We start from the raw sequence: 18269 nt of genomic DNA, 5'->3' as shown, positions 1-18269 counted from the left end.
GAAGACGATGGGATTTCTTCCGAAGAATCCGGCCGACCTGATCGGTCGGGCCGACAAGGCGCTGGGCAACGTCGACGAGGTGCTCGGACGAGTCGACGGAACCCTCGACGAGGTGGCGGCGACTCTGGCCAAGGTGCACGAGCTGCTGAGCACACTCGACGAAAAACTCGGCGCGCTCGATCTGGTGGAGGGCATCGCCGAACAAGTGAAAGCGCTGCACGAGAGCGAACGCCCCGTGCGATGACGTACCGAGCCCGCTCCCTCTTCCACCACGCGGTCGACGTATATCCTGTGGGTCGACGCGCGGTGGAGGTAGGGAGCTCGGTGGAGTATCGAATCGACGACTTGGCCCGAGAGGCCAAGACGACCACCCGCAATGTGCGGGCGTATCAGGAACGCGGACTGCTCCCACCGCCCACCCTTCGAGGCCGTGTCGGTATCTACGGTGACGACCATCTGACGCGGCTCAAGGTGATCGATTCGCTGCTGCAGCGCGGTTTCACCTCGGCGCACATCGCCGATTTCCTCGCGGGCTGGGAGCAGGGCAAGGACTTGGAAGAAATCCTCGGCCTGCAGGAAATCGTCACTCGTAAGTGGTCGTCGGCCGAGACCACGATCATTCCCGTCGAATTGATCGCCCAGTTTCTCGGTGAGGGCAACGACGACATCGTCGCCCGACTGATCGAAGCGAAGCTGATCAGGATCGACGGGGATCAGGCCGAGATACTCGACCCCACTCTCCTCGAAGTGTTCGTCGATCTGAGCCAGTACGGCTTCACCCTGGAACAACTGCTCGACCAGCACGAGAGAACCGCGTCGACGATGAACACCATCGCGGAGTCGATGGTACGGAGCGTGACCGATCACTTGCTGGCGCAACACGGTCCGGGTTGGCTTCCCAAGTCGGGGGAGGTGGCCGAGACGACCGAGATGTTCGAGAAGATGCGCAGCCTGGCGATGAAATCTGCGCAGGCGGAACTTGCCCGCGCGCTCGACCGCGTCCAGGAACGAGCCCTTGGCGACTACCTGTCACAAACCCTGTCCAGGCAGCCCGACTAGCCATGGTTTGAATACTGCGACAAACGGACATACCTGGCTCCCGACAGCCGAACGGCGGCTGACCGCCTAAGGGGGCACCATGAGGTTCGTGACATTGATCGTTCTCGTCTGGCTGATAATCGGCGCATTCGCGTCGTACCAGCGTGGAGACTTCGAGAGCGCGCCCGAGAACTGCGCAGGCGCGGGCACCATCGCCCTGACCGTCGTGGCAGGACCACTCAACTACTTCGGCATCAACCCCGAGGTGACCGACTGCAACGTCACCGTTCCGCAGCCCAGCGAGTGAGTGATCTGAGTCGCTGACCGCGCGCCCGCGGTGCACCTTCCCTAACCTGGTGAGGTGTTCCGCGGACGCTGGTTGCTGTTTCTCGCCTTCGCGATCCCCGTCGTCCTGGTGTCGCTGATCGGCGTGGGCGGGTACATCGCCTTCACCAAGGCCCGTATGGATCCGCTGACCACCGCCGACGCCATCGTCGTGCTGGGTGGCGAACACGACGGCCGCGAGTCGTACGGCATCTCGCTCGCCGAGCAGGGTCTGGCGAAGACCGTGGTGCTCTCCGATCCGTACGGAACCACCGACCCCACGATGAAAAAGGCCTGCGCGACGTCCTCGGACAAGTACGAGGTGCTGTGCATTCCGCCGGTTCCGTCGACCACGCGCGGAGAAGCGATCTTCACACAGGAACTCGCCCGCGAACGGGGATGGAACCACGTCATCGTCGTCACGTGGCGCTACCACCTGCCTCGCGCCCGATACATCTTCGATCAGTGCTTCGACGGCACCGTCACCATGCGTCCGACGCCGCGCACCTACGACTTCTCCCTCGTCGAATGGGAGTTCACGTACCTGTATCAGATCGCGGGATACGTCAAGGCCGGCGTGCAAGGGCCGTGCGAGGGCTCGGCCGATTGATCGCTGCCGGGTCAGAAGATCTTGTGATAGAGCGTGATTCCGGACTTCCAGGCCAGGAATCCGAACATCACCGCAGCGATTCCGCCCACCACGTTGGCCGTGAAGAACACTGCAGCACTTCGGTACTGCCGATCTCGGGTGAGCCGGAGCGTAGCCAGCGCAACCGCAGCCAAGGGAGCCACCGACGCCAGGAATCCGATGCCGACGAGCGAACGAAACGCATCCGGCGGATCGAGCGCGAACACCAACCCCAACGCCGCACACGCCACCAGATTGAGCGCCGACAACCGTCGCCGAGACCGGATCGCATACGAGAACACGAACTGCCCGAGCGCCGCCAGGCCACCTCCGGCGGCCACCAGAATCATCGTCGTCATCGAGTGCGGCCCGGTTTGGTGATCGCCGCGCCCAGTGCCATCGCGAGCAGCGCAACCACCGGCGTCGCGAGCAGATACACAACCGAATTCCACGCCCCGCGATGCGTCACCGCCTGGAACGCGTACAGGCCGAACGTGGTGAACCCGCACGCCAACCCGAATACTCCTGCCCGGGCAACCGGAGCCGGACGGCCCCACAGGTAGCCCAGCGCTGCACCGACGACGAGACACCCGAACACATTGACGCCGAACGTGCTCATCAACAGCCACCGCGGCGTCGACCGCCACGTCCAGACCTCGTACCGCAACGCGGCACCGACCGCGCCACCGATCGTGACCGCGACGTACTCGCCGATCGGACGACGACGAGATCCGCGACGGTCCGCGGAATGCAGTCCCTCGATCACCGAAACGAGCCTAGTGGGAGTGGGACGACTCGGCTGGGTGGGAGCGGAGCCTGCGGAGTGACTTCGGCGTTCGGTGGGAGCGGGGTAAAGTCTCCGTGTGACTGTGGACGACACGGGCCTCGGGCCCCAGCACTTCGATGTGAATGTGGAATGGCGTGATCGGGACGTGGTTCTGGCCGTGTCCGGCGAACTGGATCTGGCCACTGCTCCCGATCTGTCCGAGTCGGTTGCTCTCGTTCTGAAGAAGTCGCCGACGGCTGTGGTGATCGACCTCAGCGATGTGGGGTTTCTCGCCTCCGCCGGCATGTCTCTGCTGGCGTCGACGCATCAGCAACTCGGCGGCCGGGCCGGGTTTGCGGTGGTCGCGGACGGTCCGGCCACCGGACGTCCCCTCACTCTCGTCGGCCTGGACGAGGTGTTCGGAATCTATGCAACGGTCGATGAAGCAATCATTGCAATTCATGCGGGTAGATCCTGAACTTTTGGGTAGTCGGGATTCATGATGGCGACTCTCTTCGGAGGTGACGAGTCACGTACCGACAGTTCGATCTCGACGGCAGGTGCGCGAATGGAAGAACTGCTGTTCACCGGCGAACCTGCCGATGCCGACCGAGCGTCGGAGCTGCGTCGTGAACTCGGTGAGTGGTTGAACGGTGTCGGCGTCGGTGCAGACCGCGCGTACGACGTGGTGCTGGCGACGTACGAGGCCATAGCGAACAGCGTCGAGCATGCCTATCGTGACCACACCGATCGCGGGACTCTGGATATTCGGGTCTCGTGTGCTGCGAACGGGCGGATCGAAGTCGAGGTGACCGATCGCGGGGACTGGGCGTCGCACAACTCCGATCCCAACCGCGGGCGTGGGGTGCCGCTGATGCGGGCGTTGGCCGACAGCGCCGCGGTGACGTCGGATCAGGACGGTACGACCGTGCACATGATCTGGGACGCGACCTAGGCCGACTCTCTTGTCCGGCACACTGGTGGCATGGTCGACGTGCAGCTCGCTACAGCCGAGAAGAAGAAGATAACGGTTCCGAATCTGCGCGTGCTGTGGCAGTTCGTTCGTCCGCACCGTCGCGCCCTCCTGCTGGGAATGACACTCGGCCTCGTCGGCACCGGAACGGCCCTGGCGACGCCGATGGTTGCGAAGGGAGTGCTCGACGGCCTCGGCACCGACGCGTCGTTGATCCAACCGGTGCTGGTGTTGGTGGGTCTGCTCGTGGTGGGTTCGCTGGTGCTGTATCTGCAGTGGATCGTACTGGGAGTGTTGGCCGAGCGAGTGGTGCTGGACGCGCGTAAGTCCATTGTGCGCAAGTACTTCGGGGCCACGGTCGGAAGCCTCGGCACTCGACCCACCGGAGAACTGGTCACTCGGGTCACCTCCGACACCGTGCTGTTGCGTGAGGCGACGTCGAATGCCCTGGTGGCCATAGTCAACAGTGTGGTCGGCCTCGTCGGCGCGCTGATTCTCATGGCCGTTCTCGATCTGGTATTGCTCGGCGCGATCGCCTCGGCCATCGTTGCGATCGCGGTGCTGTTCGCGCGTCTGATGCCTCCGATTGCCGTCGCGCAGCGGCAATCGCAAGAAGCGGTGGGCAGGCTCGGCGGAATTCTCGACGGCACTCTACGTGCGATTCGCACCGTGAAGTCCAGCAGGGCGGAGACCCGCGAATCGGACCGAGTGATCTCCGAGGCGCGAATCTCCGCTCAGCACAGCGTCCAGGCCGTCAAGATCTCGGCACTGGCATGGACGTTCGCCGGGGGCGGAGTGCAATTGGCGATCATCGGAATCCTCGGTCTGGGCGGCTATCGCGTCAGTACCGGCGAGTTGGCCGTGTCGAGTCTGATCGCCTTTCTGCTGTACGCATTCCAAGTGATGGGGCCGGTGTCCACGCTGGCCACGAACATCACCGCACTGCAGGCCGGAATGGCTGCGGCTGCCCGCATTCGCCAGATCGACGACCTGGTCACCGAAGTGGGTGAGACCCGGTCGACTCAGCCGGGGCACACCGCAGCGCCTGCCCCCGCTCTCGAATTTCGCAGTGTCACAGCCCGATACGCACCGGGTAGAGAGCCTGCCCTGCACGGTATCGACTTCCAGGTGCCTGCGCGTGGACACACGGCGATCGTCGGACCGTCGGGAGCAGGTAAGACCAGTGTGTTCTCGTTGATCCTGCGTTTCCTGACGCCGGAGGCCGGCGAGATCAGGCTCGGCGGAATCCCGTACGAGGAGCTGACCATCGACGAGGTGCGAGCCCGGTTGTCGTACGTGGAGCAGGAGACGCCGGTGATTCCTGGATCGATTCGCGAGAACCTGCTGTTCAGCCACCCCGAGGCCAGCGAGGCCGACATCTGGGCGGCGCTCGAGTCGGTGCATCTGGACTCGGCGATCCGAGCGTTGGACGAGGGACTGGACACCGACCTGATCGGATCGACAGTGTCCGGCGGTCAGCGGCAGCGAATTGCATTGGCCAGGGCCATCGTTCGTCGCCCGGAGATTCTGCTGCTCGACGAGGCGACGGCTCAGGTCGACGGCCGCACCGAGGCGGCCATCCACGAGGTGATCCGATCGATCGCGTCCGACGCTGCTGTCGTCACCATCGCGCACCGGTTGTCCACCGTGCTCGACGCCGACACGATCCTCGTGATGGAAGACGGAGCTGTCCGCGCCAGGGGTACGCACGAGGAACTGATGAACACCGACTCGCTCTACCGAGAACTGGTGGCCGCGTTGCGAATCGGTGACAACACTTCGCTGACGGCACCCAGCTGAATCCGGTGTCTATCGTCCGGAATCGGAATCGGACTCGGTCGTGGTGCTCTCCTCACCAGAATCCTCCTCGGAGGTGGTTGTCGTCCGGTCCGAACTCGTTGTGCGGCGAGGGCTTCGGGTCGTCGTCTCGGGTCGGTTCGGAGTCGTCGTCGTGGGGCGCGCGGTGGTGGGTACAGCGACCTGCCAGGTGGGGGAGGGCGGAACGGTGACGATCGTCCCGCTCGCCGTCGCCTGGACCGAGTTCAGATCGTCGGACTTCAGCGCGGGCGGACGCACGGTCTGAGTCGTGTCGTCGAACGCGCCACCGAGAGCGCCGATGGTCAATCCGACTGCGACGGCCACTCCTGCGCACGCCACTGCTGCCAACGCGATGACCTTGTCGCGCATGCACAGACCCTAACGCCGTGGCCGAACCCGGATGGTCGGCAATGATGCGAGAACGTTACCTCAGCGAGCGACGCGGCGAGAGGTGGACGTTCACTGCGACGACAACCGCAGAACGTTGGGCAGCGTCTCCGCGATCAGCTCCCCGGCCTGCTCGTACACCGACGGATCGCGGCGGTACGGATCACCGATGTCGAGGGTGTCGACGCGGTGTACCGCCCGCGCGTCGGCCAGCGCCGCAAGGGAGTCGGCACCCGACGCGGTGGCCAGACCGGACGCCTCGAGCAGGGTGAAGGTACGTCGCATCTGTCGCGGTGCCAGAGCCAGTACGGCGTCCCGATGCGCCGCCGTCATCGTCAGGACCAGGTCAGCGTCGGCAGCGATCGCAGGCGTGAGGCGTCGGGCAACGAAACCCTCCGGATCGCCGCCGAGCTGCGTGAGCACCATCGCGGCCGTCGGATCCATCGCGTGTCCGGTCAAACCCTGCGTCCCGGCGCTGCTCGCGCTCAGCTCGAATCCACCCTCCCGAGCGAACGCGGCCGCAAGGCGCTCGGCCGTGGGCGATCGGCAGATGTTACCGGTGCAGACGAACAGAACGCGCATGTTCGCAACTGTAGTGGTGAGGTCGGGTGCTGCACTGTGCACCGCGGGACGCGCTACAGTGAGCCTTCGGTAGGGGGATCGAGACTGGTTCGTGACAAAGAGTCTCGGCGTGTGTTCACGGGGAAGTCGACAAAGGGCGGGTAATGACCGAAGTTCTCGGTGTGTCGGTGGGGGCCAGTGCAGTACGCATGGCTCGTCCCGACGCGCGCCCCCAGGATTCGGGTCGCCTCGATTTCCATCACGACACCGTCGATGCCTATTGGGATCGCGCAGAGGAATTGGCCGCCGAGTCGATCGGAGTCGTGCTCTCGCAGCCGGGCGACGGTGGGCCGGTGCAAGCGACCGGCGTCGCGTATCGCGACCAGCAGCAGTTCGGCGAAATCCAGCAGGCAATGGCGAGCCAGCGGCTCTACAACTATCGACTGGTTCCCGAGGCGCGAGCAGCATTGCAGTACCTCGAGGCATCGGGCGAGCTGGGACACTTCGGCACCATCGCGCTCTACGACCTCGGCAGCTCCGGGCTGACCATCAGCGTGATCGACCGCGGTACCGGTCAGGTTCTGCTCGCCGAACGCACCATCGACATCAGCGGCGACGACTTCGATCGGCTCATCTCGGACAATCAGCTGGCCAAGCAGGGCGTCGACATTGCCGACAACCAGGAACTGAGCGAGTTCACCGCGCGGTGCCGTGTGGCCAAAGAACAGCTCTCGACCAGCGGCGCGGTGTGCCTGCCCGGCGACGGCGGCGTCATCCTGATCTCGCGCGAAGCATTCGAGACACTGGTGACCGTGCCGATCGAGTACTCCGCGCGGTTGGTGCGTGATGTGATCGGCCGTTCGCCCAAGCACGTCGACGCTCTCTTCCTGATCGGCGGTGGAGCACGCATTCCGTTGGTGGAAGCAATCCTCAGCGCCTGGATCGGCCTTCCGGTCGTCACCCCGGCAGATCCGGAATCGGTGGCCGCCCGCGGGGCGGCCCTGCTTGCGACTCCGGTGGCCGACGCGCCGCGTCGACCGGGACCCCAGCCGGGCGTTCGGCAGTCGCCGTCCGATCCCGCATCGCTGACCGGGGCTCCGGAGTGGTTGAGCCCCGAACCTGCCCCCGACAAGCCGGCCGACTCCAAGCGCAAGGTGCGCGGTGCGGTACTCGTCGCGGGTGGCCTCGTTGCCGTCGCTGCTCTCGGCCTGTCGCTCGGTTACGGCGGTAGCTCGACGGAACCGACGAGTGCGCCGGCCGAGACGACTGTTCCGATCACCGCGGTACCCACGACGCCGAGAACGACGACGGCACCCACCACAGTGGCACCGACCACCACCGCGGTGCCGACCACCGAAGCTCCGCAGGCCCCGGCTCGCACCTATTCCGAGCCGGAATACGTACCGCCCGCTGCGCCTGCTCCAGCGCCGCCGCCGCCGCTGATCCCCGGTCTGCCGCAGATCCAGTTGCCGCAGATCCAGCTGCCCCCCGCGCCGGTCATTCAGCTGCCGCGCTTCTAGTCGGAGTTTCGGGGCGGCCCTAGGGCAGCTGCAGTTCGGCGAGGACGGCGAGGTGATCGCTCTCCGGAATCGCCAACGGCTCCACCGAATCGGCGCGGACGTTCTCGCTCGTCACCACATGGTCCAACCGCGCCAGTGGTCGATCCGACGGGAACGTGCGAAACAGGCCCGCACCTGCCGCGTCGGCCGCGTCGGAGAACGGGGACGACGCCAAGGTGCGGAACTGCCGGTGGTCGTCGGTCGCGTTGAAATCGCCCGCAACGATCACTGTTCCCTGGTAGCTCTCCATGATCGACCGCATCCTGGCCAGATCGGCATCCCACTGGGTGGTGTGCCGCGGCGTGGCCGGTGACATCGCGTGGAACGAGACGAGGGTCAGATCCTGCCCGTCGACAGTGGTTCGCGCCTGGACCGGCACGAATCCGAAATTGTCCAGGCGGGTGCCCTCGGTCAGTGGGGTGCGGCTCCACAGCCCGGTGCCGTCGGCGACCGGGAGCGCAGCGGTGAACGAGAACGCGAGGAGCTCGTCGATACCCGCGGCCTGCAGGTCGGTCACTTCCTCGGGGGTCAGTTCCTGGACTGCGAGTATGTCGACGTCGTGGGTACGTACTGCGTCGACGATCGCCGCGGCGTCGGCATCTCCGTGGGCGACGTTGGTCGTCAGGACCTTCACGTCGGATCCGGAGTTGTCGGGTCCGTCGGCAAGGAACATCGGCACCTGAACTCCGACGACAGCGACCGTGAGTACGACGGCGACGGCCGATCCGATGCGGGAGCGAGCAGCGGCGAACAGGATCAACGCGATGATCGAGACGACGCCGAGGTAGGGAGCACCGACGACGAGAGCAACAAACGTGATCTCTGTCACACCGATCTGCCGGACGAGGAACATTCCCAGGGCGGCGGCAGTCAGAATCCAACCGACGACCAGCGCTGCGCTGGATGCGAAACGGCGCATTGCGCTTGTCCCTCCTATCGAGTGCCCGAGTTGGGCATAAATGTGTCAGGTGTTGTCTAGACTCGGCATGTGCCCAGCTCAGAGCCATTGTGTAAGTGTCATCACGAACAGGCTGCGCACCAGCATTACCGGCGCGGAACCGACTGCTCGCTCTGTGACTGCCCTCGTTACCGGGGGCGGATTCTGTTGCTGTCGAGGTGGTGGCCCAGGAGGTAGTTCGTCCGGCAAAAACAATCCTACCGTTCGATCGAGTGCGCAGAACAAACCGATTGGTTAGAATTGGTTTCCTGGATACAGGCAATTCGGACAAATACGGCTCGGGGGCCGTCGACATTCGATCCGGTAGGAGAGGCTTCATGTCGAACGATGCAGTGCTGGACAGGCTCGGCACCAGCCTACGAGTGCTCGAACTCGACCCCATCAGCTACCGACCGCATCCGATTCACAATCACGACCGCATCTGGACCGAGACCAACTGCTACGTCGACCTGTGGATCGAAGTGCTGCACTCGTTCGGTGCCGATCCGACACCCACCCTCGCCTTCGTGCTGAGCGCCGGATGTGACGGCAGGCAATGGGACTTCGTCAAGATCGCACCGGAGGACCTACGCACCCTGTACGGCATCGGCGTCGCCGAGATGAACGTGTGGCGTCCGGTGCTGGAGCATGTCGTCGAAGGATTGGACGACGGCATTCATGTCACCGTCGAGGTCGACGGATTCTGGCTGCCCGACACCGCCGGTACCAGCTACCGCAACCAGCACACCAAGACCACCATCGTGCCCAACCTGGTCGATCGTGACGACAAGGTGATGGGGTACTTCCACAACCGCGGCTACTTCGAGCTCACCGGAGCCGACTTCGACGGGATCTTCAATCTCGCGCCCGAGGCGCACGTCGAGGTATTGCTGCCCTACGTCGAGCAGATCCGAGTGGACTCCGCAGTGTTCGACGCCGGTTTCGGTGACCGCGACCTCGAGGTGGCTCGCGCGCACCTGGCTCGTCGAGCTCCGGGGAACCCGGTCGACGCGCTGGCCCGACGCATCATCGCCGACATCCCGCTCGTGCAGACCGCGGGGCCCGATGCTTTCCACCTGTGGTCGTTCGGCCTGCTCCGTCAGTTCGGTGCTACGGCAGAGCTCGCAGCCAACTATGTGCACTACCTCGAAGGCCGAGGCGTGAGCGGCGCTGCGGCCGCCGCGCAGCACTTCCTCGACGCAGCCTCCGGTGCCAAGGCCGTTCAATTCCGGATGGCGCGCGCAGCCCGTGGCCGGGATGTGGTGCTCGACGAGCCGCTGACCGAGATGAGCAAGAACTGGATGGCGGCCATGGACATCGTTGCAGGTGCGTTGAGCACGTGATCGATCTGCTCGACGGCGTTCGGTGGCGACTGGCCCGAACCGACGCCGGCTCCGTGCTGAATCCCGGCGACCTACCGGACGATCTCGAGTGGATCGACGCCGTGGTGCCGGGCACGGTGGCCGCCGCGCACGGAAGTTCGTCCGCCGCGTCGAACCCCGACGACCACGACTGGTGGTTCGTCGCCGACGTGCCCACCGGCGAACATCGCCGGGTGCGAGTGACGTTCGGCGGCATCGCGACTCGCGCTCAGATCTGGATCGACGGTGTTCATCGGCGGACGGTGACGTCGATGTTCGTTCCCGAAACCGTCGATCCGATCGACTGCGGCACCACCGTTGCGATCGCCGTTCACGTCGAATCGCTTGCTGCACATCTGAAGTCTCGACGGCCGCGTGGGAGATGGCGATCCTCGCTGATCGCCGCGCAGGGGCTACGACACGAGCGCACGACCATGCTCGGACGGGCACCCGTGTACGGCCCGGTTCCGATACCCGTCGGGCCGTGGCGTCCGGTGTCGATGACGCCTATCCCCGACGTCGTTCGCGTCGAACTGTCGACATCGGTGTCCGGCACGGACGGCATCGTGGCACTGCGCGCCGACCTGAATGCGTCGGGCGTGGCTCGGATTCTGATCGACGACAACATGACTGGGGTTCACACGGTCGAGCTCGGCACGGTCGAGCACATCGACCGGTCGGTGACGTTGCCGGACGTCGAACTCTGGTGGCCGCACACCCACGGCGCGCCGCGAACGTACCGTGTCGCGCTCGAGGTCGACGGCATCGTCCATCCGATGGGCATCGTCGGGTTTCGCACGGTGGACCTGGACCGCAGGGCAGGCGGCGCAGCACTCGTGGTGAACGGCAAGACCGTCTTCTGTCGCGGGGGAACGTGGACGCCGCTGGACCCGGTGCGGCTGTGGTCGCCGGAGGAGGATCTACGGGCCGCGCTCGAGCAACTCCGTGTGGCTGGCCTGAACATGGTGCGCGTGGTCGGCACCCTGGTGTACGAGCAGCCCGAGTTCTGGTCGCTGTGTGCAGAACTGGGCATCATGGTGTGGCAGGACGTCATGTTCGGCACCGTCGACCCGCCCACCGATGAGACGTTCACCGCGGCAGTCGACCGCGAGCTCGAGGCCTTCGCCGACACCGTCGCGGCAAACCCGGCCCTGGTGGTCGTCAGTGGCGGAAGCGAGACGCAGCAGCAACCCACGATGATGGGACTGGCAGCCGAGGATCAGCGAATCACTCTGCTGGACAGCGCTGTTCCCGAGTTTCTTGCTGATCGTCTGCCTGGGGTTCCCTACGTGACGTCGAGCCCGTCCAGCACGCAGGGTGAGCTGCACACCCATGTGGGTGACGGCATCGCGCACTACTTCGGTGTCGGTGGCTATCTACGGCCGTTGTCCGATGTGCGCACTGCCGGTGTGCGTTTCGCGGCGGAGTGCCTTGCCTTCGCTGTTCCCCCGGAACGGGCACAGGTGGAGAAATTCTTCGGCTCGGCAGCTCTCGCCGGCCACCACCCGGAATGGAAAGCCGCCGTTCCCCGCGATCGCGGTTCGTCCTGGGATTTCGAGGACGTGCGAGATCATTACGCCCGCATGATCTTCGGCGTCGACCCACACCTGATCCGCCGAGACGACGCCGAGCTGTACCTCGACTACGGCCGAGCGGCAATCGTCGAAGCGTTCACCGAAGCGTTCGGTCATTGGCGTCGAGCATCCTCGGGGTGCGCGGGCGCTCTGGTGCTGACACTACGAGACACCGTGCCCGGTGCCGGCTGGGGCATCGTCGACACCGACGGTGTGCCCAAAGCGCCCTTCTACGCTTTGGCGCGGGCGAGTGCTCCGGTGGCACTGCTGTTGTCCGACAACGGACTCGACGGATATTCCGTGGAACTGGTCAACGACGGACCGGCGCGTGCCGGAACACTCCGAGTGGTGCTGCACACCTCCCGTGGCAAGCACGAGTTCGAGCGGGCGGTGACTGTCGATTCTTCGAGCTCGATCGAGCTGACGGTGGACTCCGTCATCGGCACGTTCACCGACGCCAATCATGCCTACCGCTTCGGTAGCCGTACCTACTCCGCCGTCACCGTCCTGTTTCTCGACGACAGTGACGTGGAGGTGACACGAACAACCGCACTCGTCGGCGTGCAGAGTCGTCAGAACACGGTGGGGCTGAGCGCGACGGTGGTCGAAACCGATTCCGGCGCATGGAGCCTGACGGTCCGCTCGGACTGGGCGGCGCAGTACGTCTGCGTCGACATCGACGGATTCGAGGCCTCGGACTCGTGGTTTCATCTGGCGCCGAACGAGCCGCGCACGTTGACCTTGCGCAGCCGTGGCGCGAGTGCGCCGCGCGGACACGTCCGAGCGCTCAATTCCATCGAGCGGGTCTCGGTGGCACCGAAGGTCGTGAGCAGAACCTCGTAGTGGGCTACGAGGTTCCATACACGTACCGCTAGCGGCTCGTGCTCAATCGTCCTCGTGCATAACCGATTCCGGCCGCACCGACGCTGGCCACCACGGCCACGGCACCCCAGGCGCGTACCGGATTGCCACGCGCGGCCGCGCCGGTCTCGCGACCGACGGCGCGAGGCAGGATCTTGGCGGTGTAGGCACGCTCGGAGGACAGTGCGTCCTCGGCCCCGATGAGGCGGGCAATGGCTGCTTTTGACACGCCCTCGGCGTAACTGCGCGTGATGAGATAACGCGGACGAGTGCGATCGACGCTGACCGTGTGATCGACGACGATCGAGGGATCGAACACGATCTGAGCATCGGGATGGCTCTGTCGCAGTCGAATACACAGTTCCGTCTCCTCGCAACCGAGCGGGACACGTCCGATCCGGCCGATGCCGGAGACGAATCCGCCGAGTGCGACGACGGGCTCACGGCGGAACGACATGTTCGCGCCCATGAGATTGCGGACCTGAGCGGTTTCCGTTGGCTGCCCGCGGTAGGTGCACCCGACGATCCAATCGAGCTCGCCGGGTTCACCCACTACCTCGGCCGGTAAGAAAGCCGGACGTTTGTCCGGCCATACCGGGTATGCAGAGCCCCCAACGGCGTACACGGCATCGTCCGAGTAATGGGACAGAATGGATCCGAGCCACTCTGTGCTGCGTGGTGATGCATCGTCGTCCAGGAAGACGACGATGTCACCGGTAGCGAGGTCCAGAGCGGTGTTGCGCGCTCCGGACAGTCCGCGTGGGTGGTTGTTCTCCACGACGGTCACGCTGGCATGAAGCGGCAGGAAGTCCTCGCGCGCACGTTCGGCCAGCTGCACGTTGTGATCGATGACGAGTATCAACTCGTCTGCAGGCACCGTCTGACCGAGAACGGCCAGAACGGCGGTCCGCAGCTCGGACCATCGAGCCAACGTGTACGCGCAGATGACGACCGATGAAGTCGGCAGACTCACGCCGTCTTCTCGCGGAGCTCCAGAACTTCGCTGTACGACTCCAGAACCTCGAACTCGAGGTCCATGTCGGTACGGGCGTCGATCGCTGCGCGCGACGGGCGGGCGATGGACTTGCGGGAGATTCGGTGTGCGCGCATGCGCTCGGTCATCAGGGTCCGCAAGACGCGGAACCCGTCGGAGAAGGTGCGCAGATTGCTCTGACCGTAGATGCGAGCGAGTTCGACACTCGGCACCTCTTCGATGCGGACCGATGCCTCGGCGAATCGGCAGTTGATGATGGTCTCGATCTCGAAACCGTCACCCCACAGCATCATGCCCTCGGCACCCGGCTGATCGACAGCGGGCAGATCCAGCACCGGCACCAGGTCACGCCAGAAAGCGTTGTAGCCGTAGCAGAGATCCGAGAAGCGGGTGCCGAAGAGTGTGTTGGCGACCAGGTGCAGGCCACCGTTGCCGGCGCGACGCAGCGGGGTGATGTCGTGGCTGCCGCCGCCTTCGCAGAACCGACTGCCCTTGGCGAAATCGGCACCGGCGAGCAGTGCGTCGACGAAGCGGGGAATCTCGGCAGCGTCGGCGGAACCATCGGCGTCGAACATGACGATGATGTCGCCGGTTGCGGCCTCGAAGCCGCAGGCGAGTGCATTGCCCTTGCCCTTGCGGGTCTGCTTGATGATTCGGATGTCGCCGCGGATCTCGCGAGCAGCATCGATTGTTCCGTCGGTCGATCCGCCGTCGACCAGCACGAGTTCGTAGTCGTGAGAGAGCAGGGGGAGGACGTGACGAAGGTTTGCGGCCTCGTTGAGCGTCGGGATGACGACACTGACGCGGGGATTATGACGATTCAACATATCCATTCCAGATGTCTCGAGTTCGGTGGGCGCTGGCTGATCGAGCTGTGCAGCTGTATCGGACCGATGCGAAACGACCCCCGCCGAGTTCGCATGAAGACTTCGCGAGTAAAATTCACTCGTGAAACCCGCTCTGTTTCCTGTGGGCAAGCTTAAAAGATGCCCTCAGATTGTCAAGCTGGGTATAAACGTACTCGAAGAATGTTTGCGTGGCTAGCTGCTGGACGTGACTTCGGTTACGCCCGGGCGGCGCGCTCACGGCTCGGCACGGGCCCGCTCGGATCGTCCAGCTTGTCCGTCGAGTGACCTGCGTGCTCGGCGTCACCGCCTCGGGAGAGGTCACGAATCCATCTGATCAGAGGGACCAGTAGAACGATCGCGCCGAAGGCCTCGGCAGCCAGATAGGACCAGCCGATTCCAGCGATACCCAGCGACGGCGACAGCGTCAACGAGCCGGTGACGATGATGATGGTCGCAGCGATCTGCACGACTACCGCCAGCCGCATTCGACGTCGGACCCTCGCCAAGCCGTCGTACAACGCCCCGACGACCGCCAGGGGAATGGTGATCGCGGCGAGATGGACGATGATGGTGCCGTTCTCGCGGTAGTCGGGACCGACGATCCCGAGTCCGAACGGGGCGATGACCGCAAGGAAGAACGAACCTCCGGCGGCGACGATGCAGAGCAGGCCGATGAATCGCTTGGCCAATTTGGCGAACTGGTCCGGATGAGCCGCCGCCTCTGCGACGAACGGCCCGACCAGTACCCCGATCAACACGTAGATCGCGCTCACGATGGACCACGTGAGGGAGAAGTACGCGTTCTGTTCTGCTCCCAACGTGCTGACGACGATGATCGGAATCATCAGTGGCGCGAGTGTCCCCAGGGCCGTGATTCCATAAGCCGATCCGAAGTAAGACCACAGCTGGCGTCGAGGTGGCAGGTTCGGTGCCGAGCGATAGCGCGGATCGGTCTTCAGCTTCCTACCGAACGCGCGAAACAGCACGATCGCCGCGATGGCCGCCGGGACGGCCCACGCCGCGATGATGGTGAAACTTCGGCCGGTTTCGTACGTGACGGCCAGCACTGCCAGCTTCACTACCGCATGGAAGACGTTCTTCGCCGCCGCCCATCGCGCGTAGCCGAGCCCGGAGGCCGTTTGATCCTGCAGCGCGAAGACCGCAAGGACACCGACGAACAGAGGAAACGTGACGATCTCGGTGGTCGTGGTGAACAGCTCGTCCAACGGCGCGATCAGCAGGAACACGCAACCGAGAACGAGGGCCAGTGAGAGTACGGCCGCGTAACCGCGAAGTACGTAGGACCTCGCATGCACCCCGGCCGTAGGTAGGAATCGCTCGTACATCGAGCCGAGGCTCAGATTGGACAGCGTCGCGATCATCACTGCCGACGCGATCACCGCCGACGCGCTGCCGACCTCCTCGACGGGAAACAGGCGGCCCGCCACTGCCCAGAACGCGAGGCCGAGACCACCGGTGGCGATGGTGGAGAACATCATCGCGAAGGAGTTCAGCGCCAGGTTGCGTCCGGCCGGCTTGGAGCCGGCGACGGCAGTCCCCGACGCCTCGGCCGAGGTGAACAGGGGATCGCCGTCGGAAATTGGGTAGTCCGACGGCGGCGGTTCGGCATGAGGCGCCCGAGAATCGAGCGCAGACGCAGATTCGGATGACAACGTGTGAAACGGTGTCGTGCGGTTGTTGAAGCCCATGTCCCACCGAACCTGTTCGACGGGGTAGTAGGACATCTTCTCGAGTTGGCCGTGTTCGGGCGGCGGGACTCGCGGCGCGCGATGCTTCACAACGGAGTCCAGCTCACCTTCACGGGTGGTGCAGGGAGTTCGATCGCCATGCCGAAGGCGTTGCCGATCGTCTCGAGCATGTCGGTGCGCACCGTGTCACGAATGTCGCGTCCGTACAGAGTGTGATCACCGCTGGCGTAGGCCCTGACCTCGGGCACATCGGCCGACCGCAGGCGTCGGCGCAATCGGTGCATGCTCTCCGGTCCGCGATTGTCGAAGAACCACCGAGTGTCGTCCGGTGCGAGTACGACCGACGCCCTCACCCCGTGGCGCGCGAGAGCGCTCAACGAGATCTCGGGAACCTGAATCCATCCCCGACGACCCAGTGCCAGCCACAGCCCGTACGGCATTCGTGGTTGGGACCAATTCTTGAAACGGACGGCTGCGTCGTGGGCTCGGTCGAGCGCAGTTGCGGTGAGGCCGGGTGGCTTCTGCTCGATCGTCGACTTCTTCGTGAAATCGACTCGGCGAGTTGTCCATTCGCGCATGTTGATCAGGATCGCGGTATTGAGTTTCGCGCCGTGTGCGGCGTAGGAGGCGTACCACGCTCCCGAGCACAGACCGGCGACGACAACGTTGCTGCCGGCCGTACTCGCTGCGTGGACGGCGCAGAGTGCATCCTCGTCGCCGAGTTCGCTGTAGAGCTTCGGGGCGTCGTCGGTGCCGACGTCGCCGCTCTCTCCCGTTCCGCGCCTGTCGAAACGGAGTGAGGAAATTCCGGCGGTCGCGAGGGTGCGTGCCAATTCGACCCACAGCCGGACGGGTCCGACGCGGTGCTCGTAGGCCGTGCCGAACATGACCACGGCCGGGCCGTTGTGGACCGTCGTTTCACCGGTGGTGCGGATTGCGAAAAGCCCGGTGGCACCGATCTGTTCGATCGATTCGACCACCTCGCCTCCAGGTGTCGCGAGGACGGCCTGTTTTCGGATCGGAACGGTGATCGGTGAGGCCGCCGGTGCGAACTTGGTCTCGACCCATTCGGCAATCGCGGAGATGTCCGCGCGCGGAATCACCACGTCCCACCCCGGAGGTTCGAGAAACTTGTGATGATCGGTCAGGGTTCGCTCGTCAGCCTGCTGTGTGTCGACAAGTCTACGAACAGGTTTGGCGTCGCCGCGTTCAGCGCGAGTGGCGACCAGCACCGGACAGTTCAACTGCTGCAACTTCGATGAGTCCAGCGTGGCGAACTCGGTGGCGACGTCGGCATGCAGTACTGCGCCGATGATGGATACACGCGGGTCGGATTCGTCGTCGTGCGTCACGCTCAACGAGTACAACGCCCGCTGCTCGCGAAGGTACGAGCGACCACTGACGACCGGATCCCAGAACACCATCGCTGTGAGTGGTCCGCATTCGGCCGCGACGGACGCAGCGAGCAGTGAGCCGGCACGCAGACCGACGACCGCAACGTTCTGCACGCCACAGTGCCGGACGAACTCGACAGCCGAGACCACGCTACGACGCCACTGTTCGACGATTCCGTCGTCGTCCTGGGCTCCGGCGGAGTCACCGGTCCCCGCATAGTCGAACCGAAGGACCAACAGCCCTGCCGCACAGAGATTTTGCGCCAGCAGTGCCAGGCCACGATACGAATCGACCTGCTCCTTGCCGAGCGGAGGAGCCAACACGACGGCACCGCGTGCCGCCGATCCGTCGGGAATGTGTACTGCACCGAGGAGGGGCGACGTCGCCGAGCCGAACCAGGTCGATTGCCGACCGGGTGCACCGGTTTCGGTGGTCAACAGCTGCTCGAGTTCGTCCTCATGTTCGCCGGCATCGGTCGTGGCTGCATTCGATGTGTTCACCGCGCGCTCCGATCGTTGGTGGGGACATGGACGTCG

19 protein-coding genes are annotated in these 18269 nt (G+C 64.7%); 10 read left to right on the top strand and 9 right to left on the bottom strand.

The window, feature by feature from the left end:
- Positions 1 to 7: 7 nt before the first annotated feature.
- From ACNEOT_RS18695 to ACNEOT_RS18680, 4 genes are all read left to right on the top strand, one after another.
- Complete coding sequence (locus tag ACNEOT_RS18695) at positions 8 to 244, top strand: hypothetical protein (protein WP_415975874.1); 237 nt, start codon at positions 8 to 10, stop codon at positions 242 to 244.
- A gap of 80 nt (positions 245 to 324) precedes the next feature.
- Positions 325 to 1059: a MerR family transcriptional regulator gene (locus ACNEOT_RS18690; RefSeq protein WP_415975872.1), complete on the top strand. Its 735-nt coding sequence runs from the start codon at positions 325 to 327 to the stop codon at positions 1057 to 1059.
- A 79-nt stretch (positions 1060 to 1138) separates the two neighbouring features.
- Entirely contained in the window at positions 1139 to 1345 is a 207-nt protein-coding gene (locus ACNEOT_RS18685; RefSeq protein WP_032396107.1) for a hypothetical protein, read from the top strand.
- Positions 1346 to 1399: 54 nt separating this feature from the next.
- Positions 1400 to 1972: a YdcF family protein gene (locus tag ACNEOT_RS18680; protein WP_415975870.1), complete on the top strand. Its 573-nt coding sequence runs from the start codon at positions 1400 to 1402 to the stop codon at positions 1970 to 1972.
- Positions 1973 to 1983: 11 nt separating this feature from the next.
- Here ACNEOT_RS18680 and ACNEOT_RS18675 read toward each other — a convergent pair whose 3' ends face one another.
- Positions 1984 to 2349, bottom strand: coding sequence for a CrcB family protein (locus tag ACNEOT_RS18675; RefSeq protein ID WP_415975868.1), 366 nt, complete (start codon positions 2347 to 2349; stop codon positions 1984 to 1986).
- Complete coding sequence (locus tag ACNEOT_RS18670) at positions 2346 to 2756, bottom strand: fluoride efflux transporter FluC (RefSeq protein ID WP_415975866.1); 411 nt, start codon at positions 2754 to 2756, stop codon at positions 2346 to 2348. The genes ACNEOT_RS18675 and ACNEOT_RS18670 overlap by 4 nt, the downstream gene beginning before the upstream one ends.
- A 97-nt stretch (positions 2757 to 2853) precedes the next feature.
- Here ACNEOT_RS18670 and ACNEOT_RS18665 point away from each other — a divergent pair, with 97 nt between their 5' ends.
- From ACNEOT_RS18665 to ACNEOT_RS18655, 3 genes are read left to right on the top strand one after another with little or no spacing between them, the layout of a single operon-like run.
- On the top strand, positions 2854 to 3234 hold the full coding sequence (locus ACNEOT_RS18665; RefSeq protein ID WP_415975864.1) for an STAS domain-containing protein: 381 nt from the start codon (positions 2854 to 2856) through the stop codon (positions 3232 to 3234).
- A gap of 21 nt (positions 3235 to 3255) precedes the next feature.
- A complete protein-coding gene (locus ACNEOT_RS18660) occupies positions 3256 to 3711 on the top strand; it encodes an ATP-binding protein (RefSeq protein ID WP_415975862.1) in 456 nt (151 codons plus the stop codon).
- Between the two features lie 30 nt (positions 3712 to 3741).
- The gene (locus ACNEOT_RS18655) at positions 3742 to 5529 is read left to right on the top strand and encodes an ABC transporter ATP-binding protein (RefSeq protein WP_415975860.1); all 1788 of its coding nucleotides are present in this window, start codon (positions 3742 to 3744) and stop codon (positions 5527 to 5529) included.
- Positions 5530 to 5538: 9 nt separating this feature from the next.
- On the opposite strand, the gene ACNEOT_RS18650 is transcribed toward ACNEOT_RS18655, so the two are convergent.
- Positions 5539 to 5916 carry a hypothetical protein gene (locus ACNEOT_RS18650; RefSeq protein WP_415975859.1) on the bottom strand — a complete coding sequence of 126 codons (378 nt, stop codon included), beginning with the start codon at positions 5914 to 5916 and terminating at the stop codon, positions 5539 to 5541.
- A gap of 90 nt (positions 5917 to 6006) precedes the next feature.
- Positions 6007 to 6516 (bottom strand): low molecular weight phosphatase family protein, encoded by a 510-nt coding sequence (locus tag ACNEOT_RS18645; RefSeq protein ID WP_415975858.1) that lies wholly within the window; start codon positions 6514 to 6516, stop codon positions 6007 to 6009.
- 143 nt (positions 6517 to 6659) lie between these two features.
- Between ACNEOT_RS18645 and ACNEOT_RS18640 the strand changes: the two genes are divergently transcribed.
- Positions 6660 to 8015: an Hsp70 family protein gene (locus ACNEOT_RS18640; RefSeq protein ID WP_415975857.1), complete on the top strand. Its 1356-nt coding sequence runs from the start codon at positions 6660 to 6662 to the stop codon at positions 8013 to 8015.
- Positions 8016 to 8034: 19 nt separating this feature from the next.
- Here ACNEOT_RS18640 and ACNEOT_RS18635 read toward each other — a convergent pair whose 3' ends face one another.
- The gene (locus ACNEOT_RS18635; protein WP_415975855.1) at positions 8035 to 8973 is read right to left on the bottom strand and encodes an endonuclease/exonuclease/phosphatase family protein; all 939 of its coding nucleotides are present in this window, start codon (positions 8971 to 8973) and stop codon (positions 8035 to 8037) included.
- A gap of 356 nt (positions 8974 to 9329) precedes the next feature.
- Here ACNEOT_RS18635 and ACNEOT_RS18630 point away from each other — a divergent pair, with 356 nt between their 5' ends.
- The gene (locus tag ACNEOT_RS18630; RefSeq protein ID WP_415975854.1) at positions 9330 to 10334 is read left to right on the top strand and encodes a DUF1839 family protein; all 1005 of its coding nucleotides are present in this window, start codon (positions 9330 to 9332) and stop codon (positions 10332 to 10334) included.
- Complete coding sequence (locus tag ACNEOT_RS18625; protein ID WP_415975853.1) at positions 10331 to 12769, top strand: glycoside hydrolase family 2 protein; 2439 nt, start codon at positions 10331 to 10333, stop codon at positions 12767 to 12769. Before ACNEOT_RS18630 ends, ACNEOT_RS18625 begins: the two co-directional genes overlap by 4 nt.
- Before the next feature lie 28 nt (positions 12770 to 12797).
- On the opposite strand, the gene ACNEOT_RS18620 is transcribed toward ACNEOT_RS18625, so the two are convergent.
- The 4 genes from ACNEOT_RS18620 to ACNEOT_RS18605 form a co-directional block, all read right to left on the bottom strand.
- On the bottom strand, positions 12798 to 13760 hold the full coding sequence (locus tag ACNEOT_RS18620) for a glycosyltransferase family 2 protein (protein WP_415975852.1): 963 nt from the start codon (positions 13758 to 13760) through the stop codon (positions 12798 to 12800).
- Positions 13757 to 14614 carry a glycosyltransferase family 2 protein gene (locus tag ACNEOT_RS18615; protein ID WP_415975850.1) on the bottom strand — a complete coding sequence of 286 codons (858 nt, stop codon included), beginning with the start codon at positions 14612 to 14614 and terminating at the stop codon, positions 13757 to 13759. The genes ACNEOT_RS18620 and ACNEOT_RS18615 overlap by 4 nt, the downstream gene beginning before the upstream one ends.
- A 230-nt stretch (positions 14615 to 14844) precedes the next feature.
- Positions 14845 to 16428, bottom strand: a complete 1584-nt coding sequence (locus ACNEOT_RS18610) for a lipopolysaccharide biosynthesis protein (protein ID WP_415975849.1) — start codon at positions 16426 to 16428, stop codon at positions 14845 to 14847.
- Positions 16425 to 18233, bottom strand: a complete 1809-nt coding sequence (locus ACNEOT_RS18605) for a hypothetical protein (RefSeq protein WP_415975848.1) — start codon at positions 18231 to 18233, stop codon at positions 16425 to 16427. The genes ACNEOT_RS18610 and ACNEOT_RS18605 overlap by 4 nt, the downstream gene beginning before the upstream one ends.
- Positions 18234 to 18269 lie beyond the last annotated feature (36 nt).

The organism is Rhodococcus sp. 077-4, from assembly GCF_047782425.1.
Lineage (GTDB): Bacteria > Actinomycetota > Actinomycetes > Mycobacteriales > Mycobacteriaceae > Rhodococcoides.
Note: the sequence above shows the minus strand (reverse complement) of the source record. Positions and strands in the feature narration are given on the sequence as shown.

What these genes read in the sequence shown, in the direction of transcription:
- ACNEOT_RS18695 (WP_415975874.1), top strand. Translation starts at nt 8, where the DNA reads ATGGGATTTCTTCCGAAGAATCCGGCCGACCTGATCGGTCGGGCCGAC.
- ACNEOT_RS18685 (WP_032396107.1), top strand. Translation starts at nt 1,139, where the DNA reads ATGAGGTTCGTGACATTGATCGTTCTCGTCTGGCTGATAATCGGCGCA.
- ACNEOT_RS18675 (WP_415975868.1), bottom strand. Translation starts at nt 2,349, where the DNA reads ATGACGACGATGATTCTGGTGGCCGCCGGAGGTGGCCTGGCGGCGCTC.
- ACNEOT_RS18660 (WP_415975862.1), top strand. Translation starts at nt 3,256, where the DNA reads ATGATGGCGACTCTCTTCGGAGGTGACGAGTCACGTACCGACAGTTCG.
- ACNEOT_RS18655 (WP_415975860.1), top strand. Translation starts at nt 3,742, where the DNA reads ATGGTCGACGTGCAGCTCGCTACAGCCGAGAAGAAGAAGATAACGGTT.
- ACNEOT_RS18650 (WP_415975859.1), bottom strand. Translation starts at nt 5,916, where the DNA reads ATGCGCGACAAGGTCATCGCGTTGGCAGCAGTGGCGTGCGCAGGAGTG.
- ACNEOT_RS18645 (WP_415975858.1), bottom strand. Translation starts at nt 6,516, where the DNA reads ATGCGCGTTCTGTTCGTCTGCACCGGTAACATCTGCCGATCGCCCACG.
- ACNEOT_RS18640 (WP_415975857.1), top strand. Translation starts at nt 6,660, where the DNA reads ATGACCGAAGTTCTCGGTGTGTCGGTGGGGGCCAGTGCAGTACGCATG.
- ACNEOT_RS18635 (WP_415975855.1), bottom strand. Translation starts at nt 8,973, where the DNA reads ATGCGCCGTTTCGCATCCAGCGCAGCGCTGGTCGTCGGTTGGATTCTG.
- ACNEOT_RS18630 (WP_415975854.1), top strand. Translation starts at nt 9,330, where the DNA reads ATGTCGAACGATGCAGTGCTGGACAGGCTCGGCACCAGCCTACGAGTG.
- ACNEOT_RS18615 (WP_415975850.1), bottom strand. Translation starts at nt 14,614, where the DNA reads ATGGATATGTTGAATCGTCATAATCCCCGCGTCAGTGTCGTCATCCCG.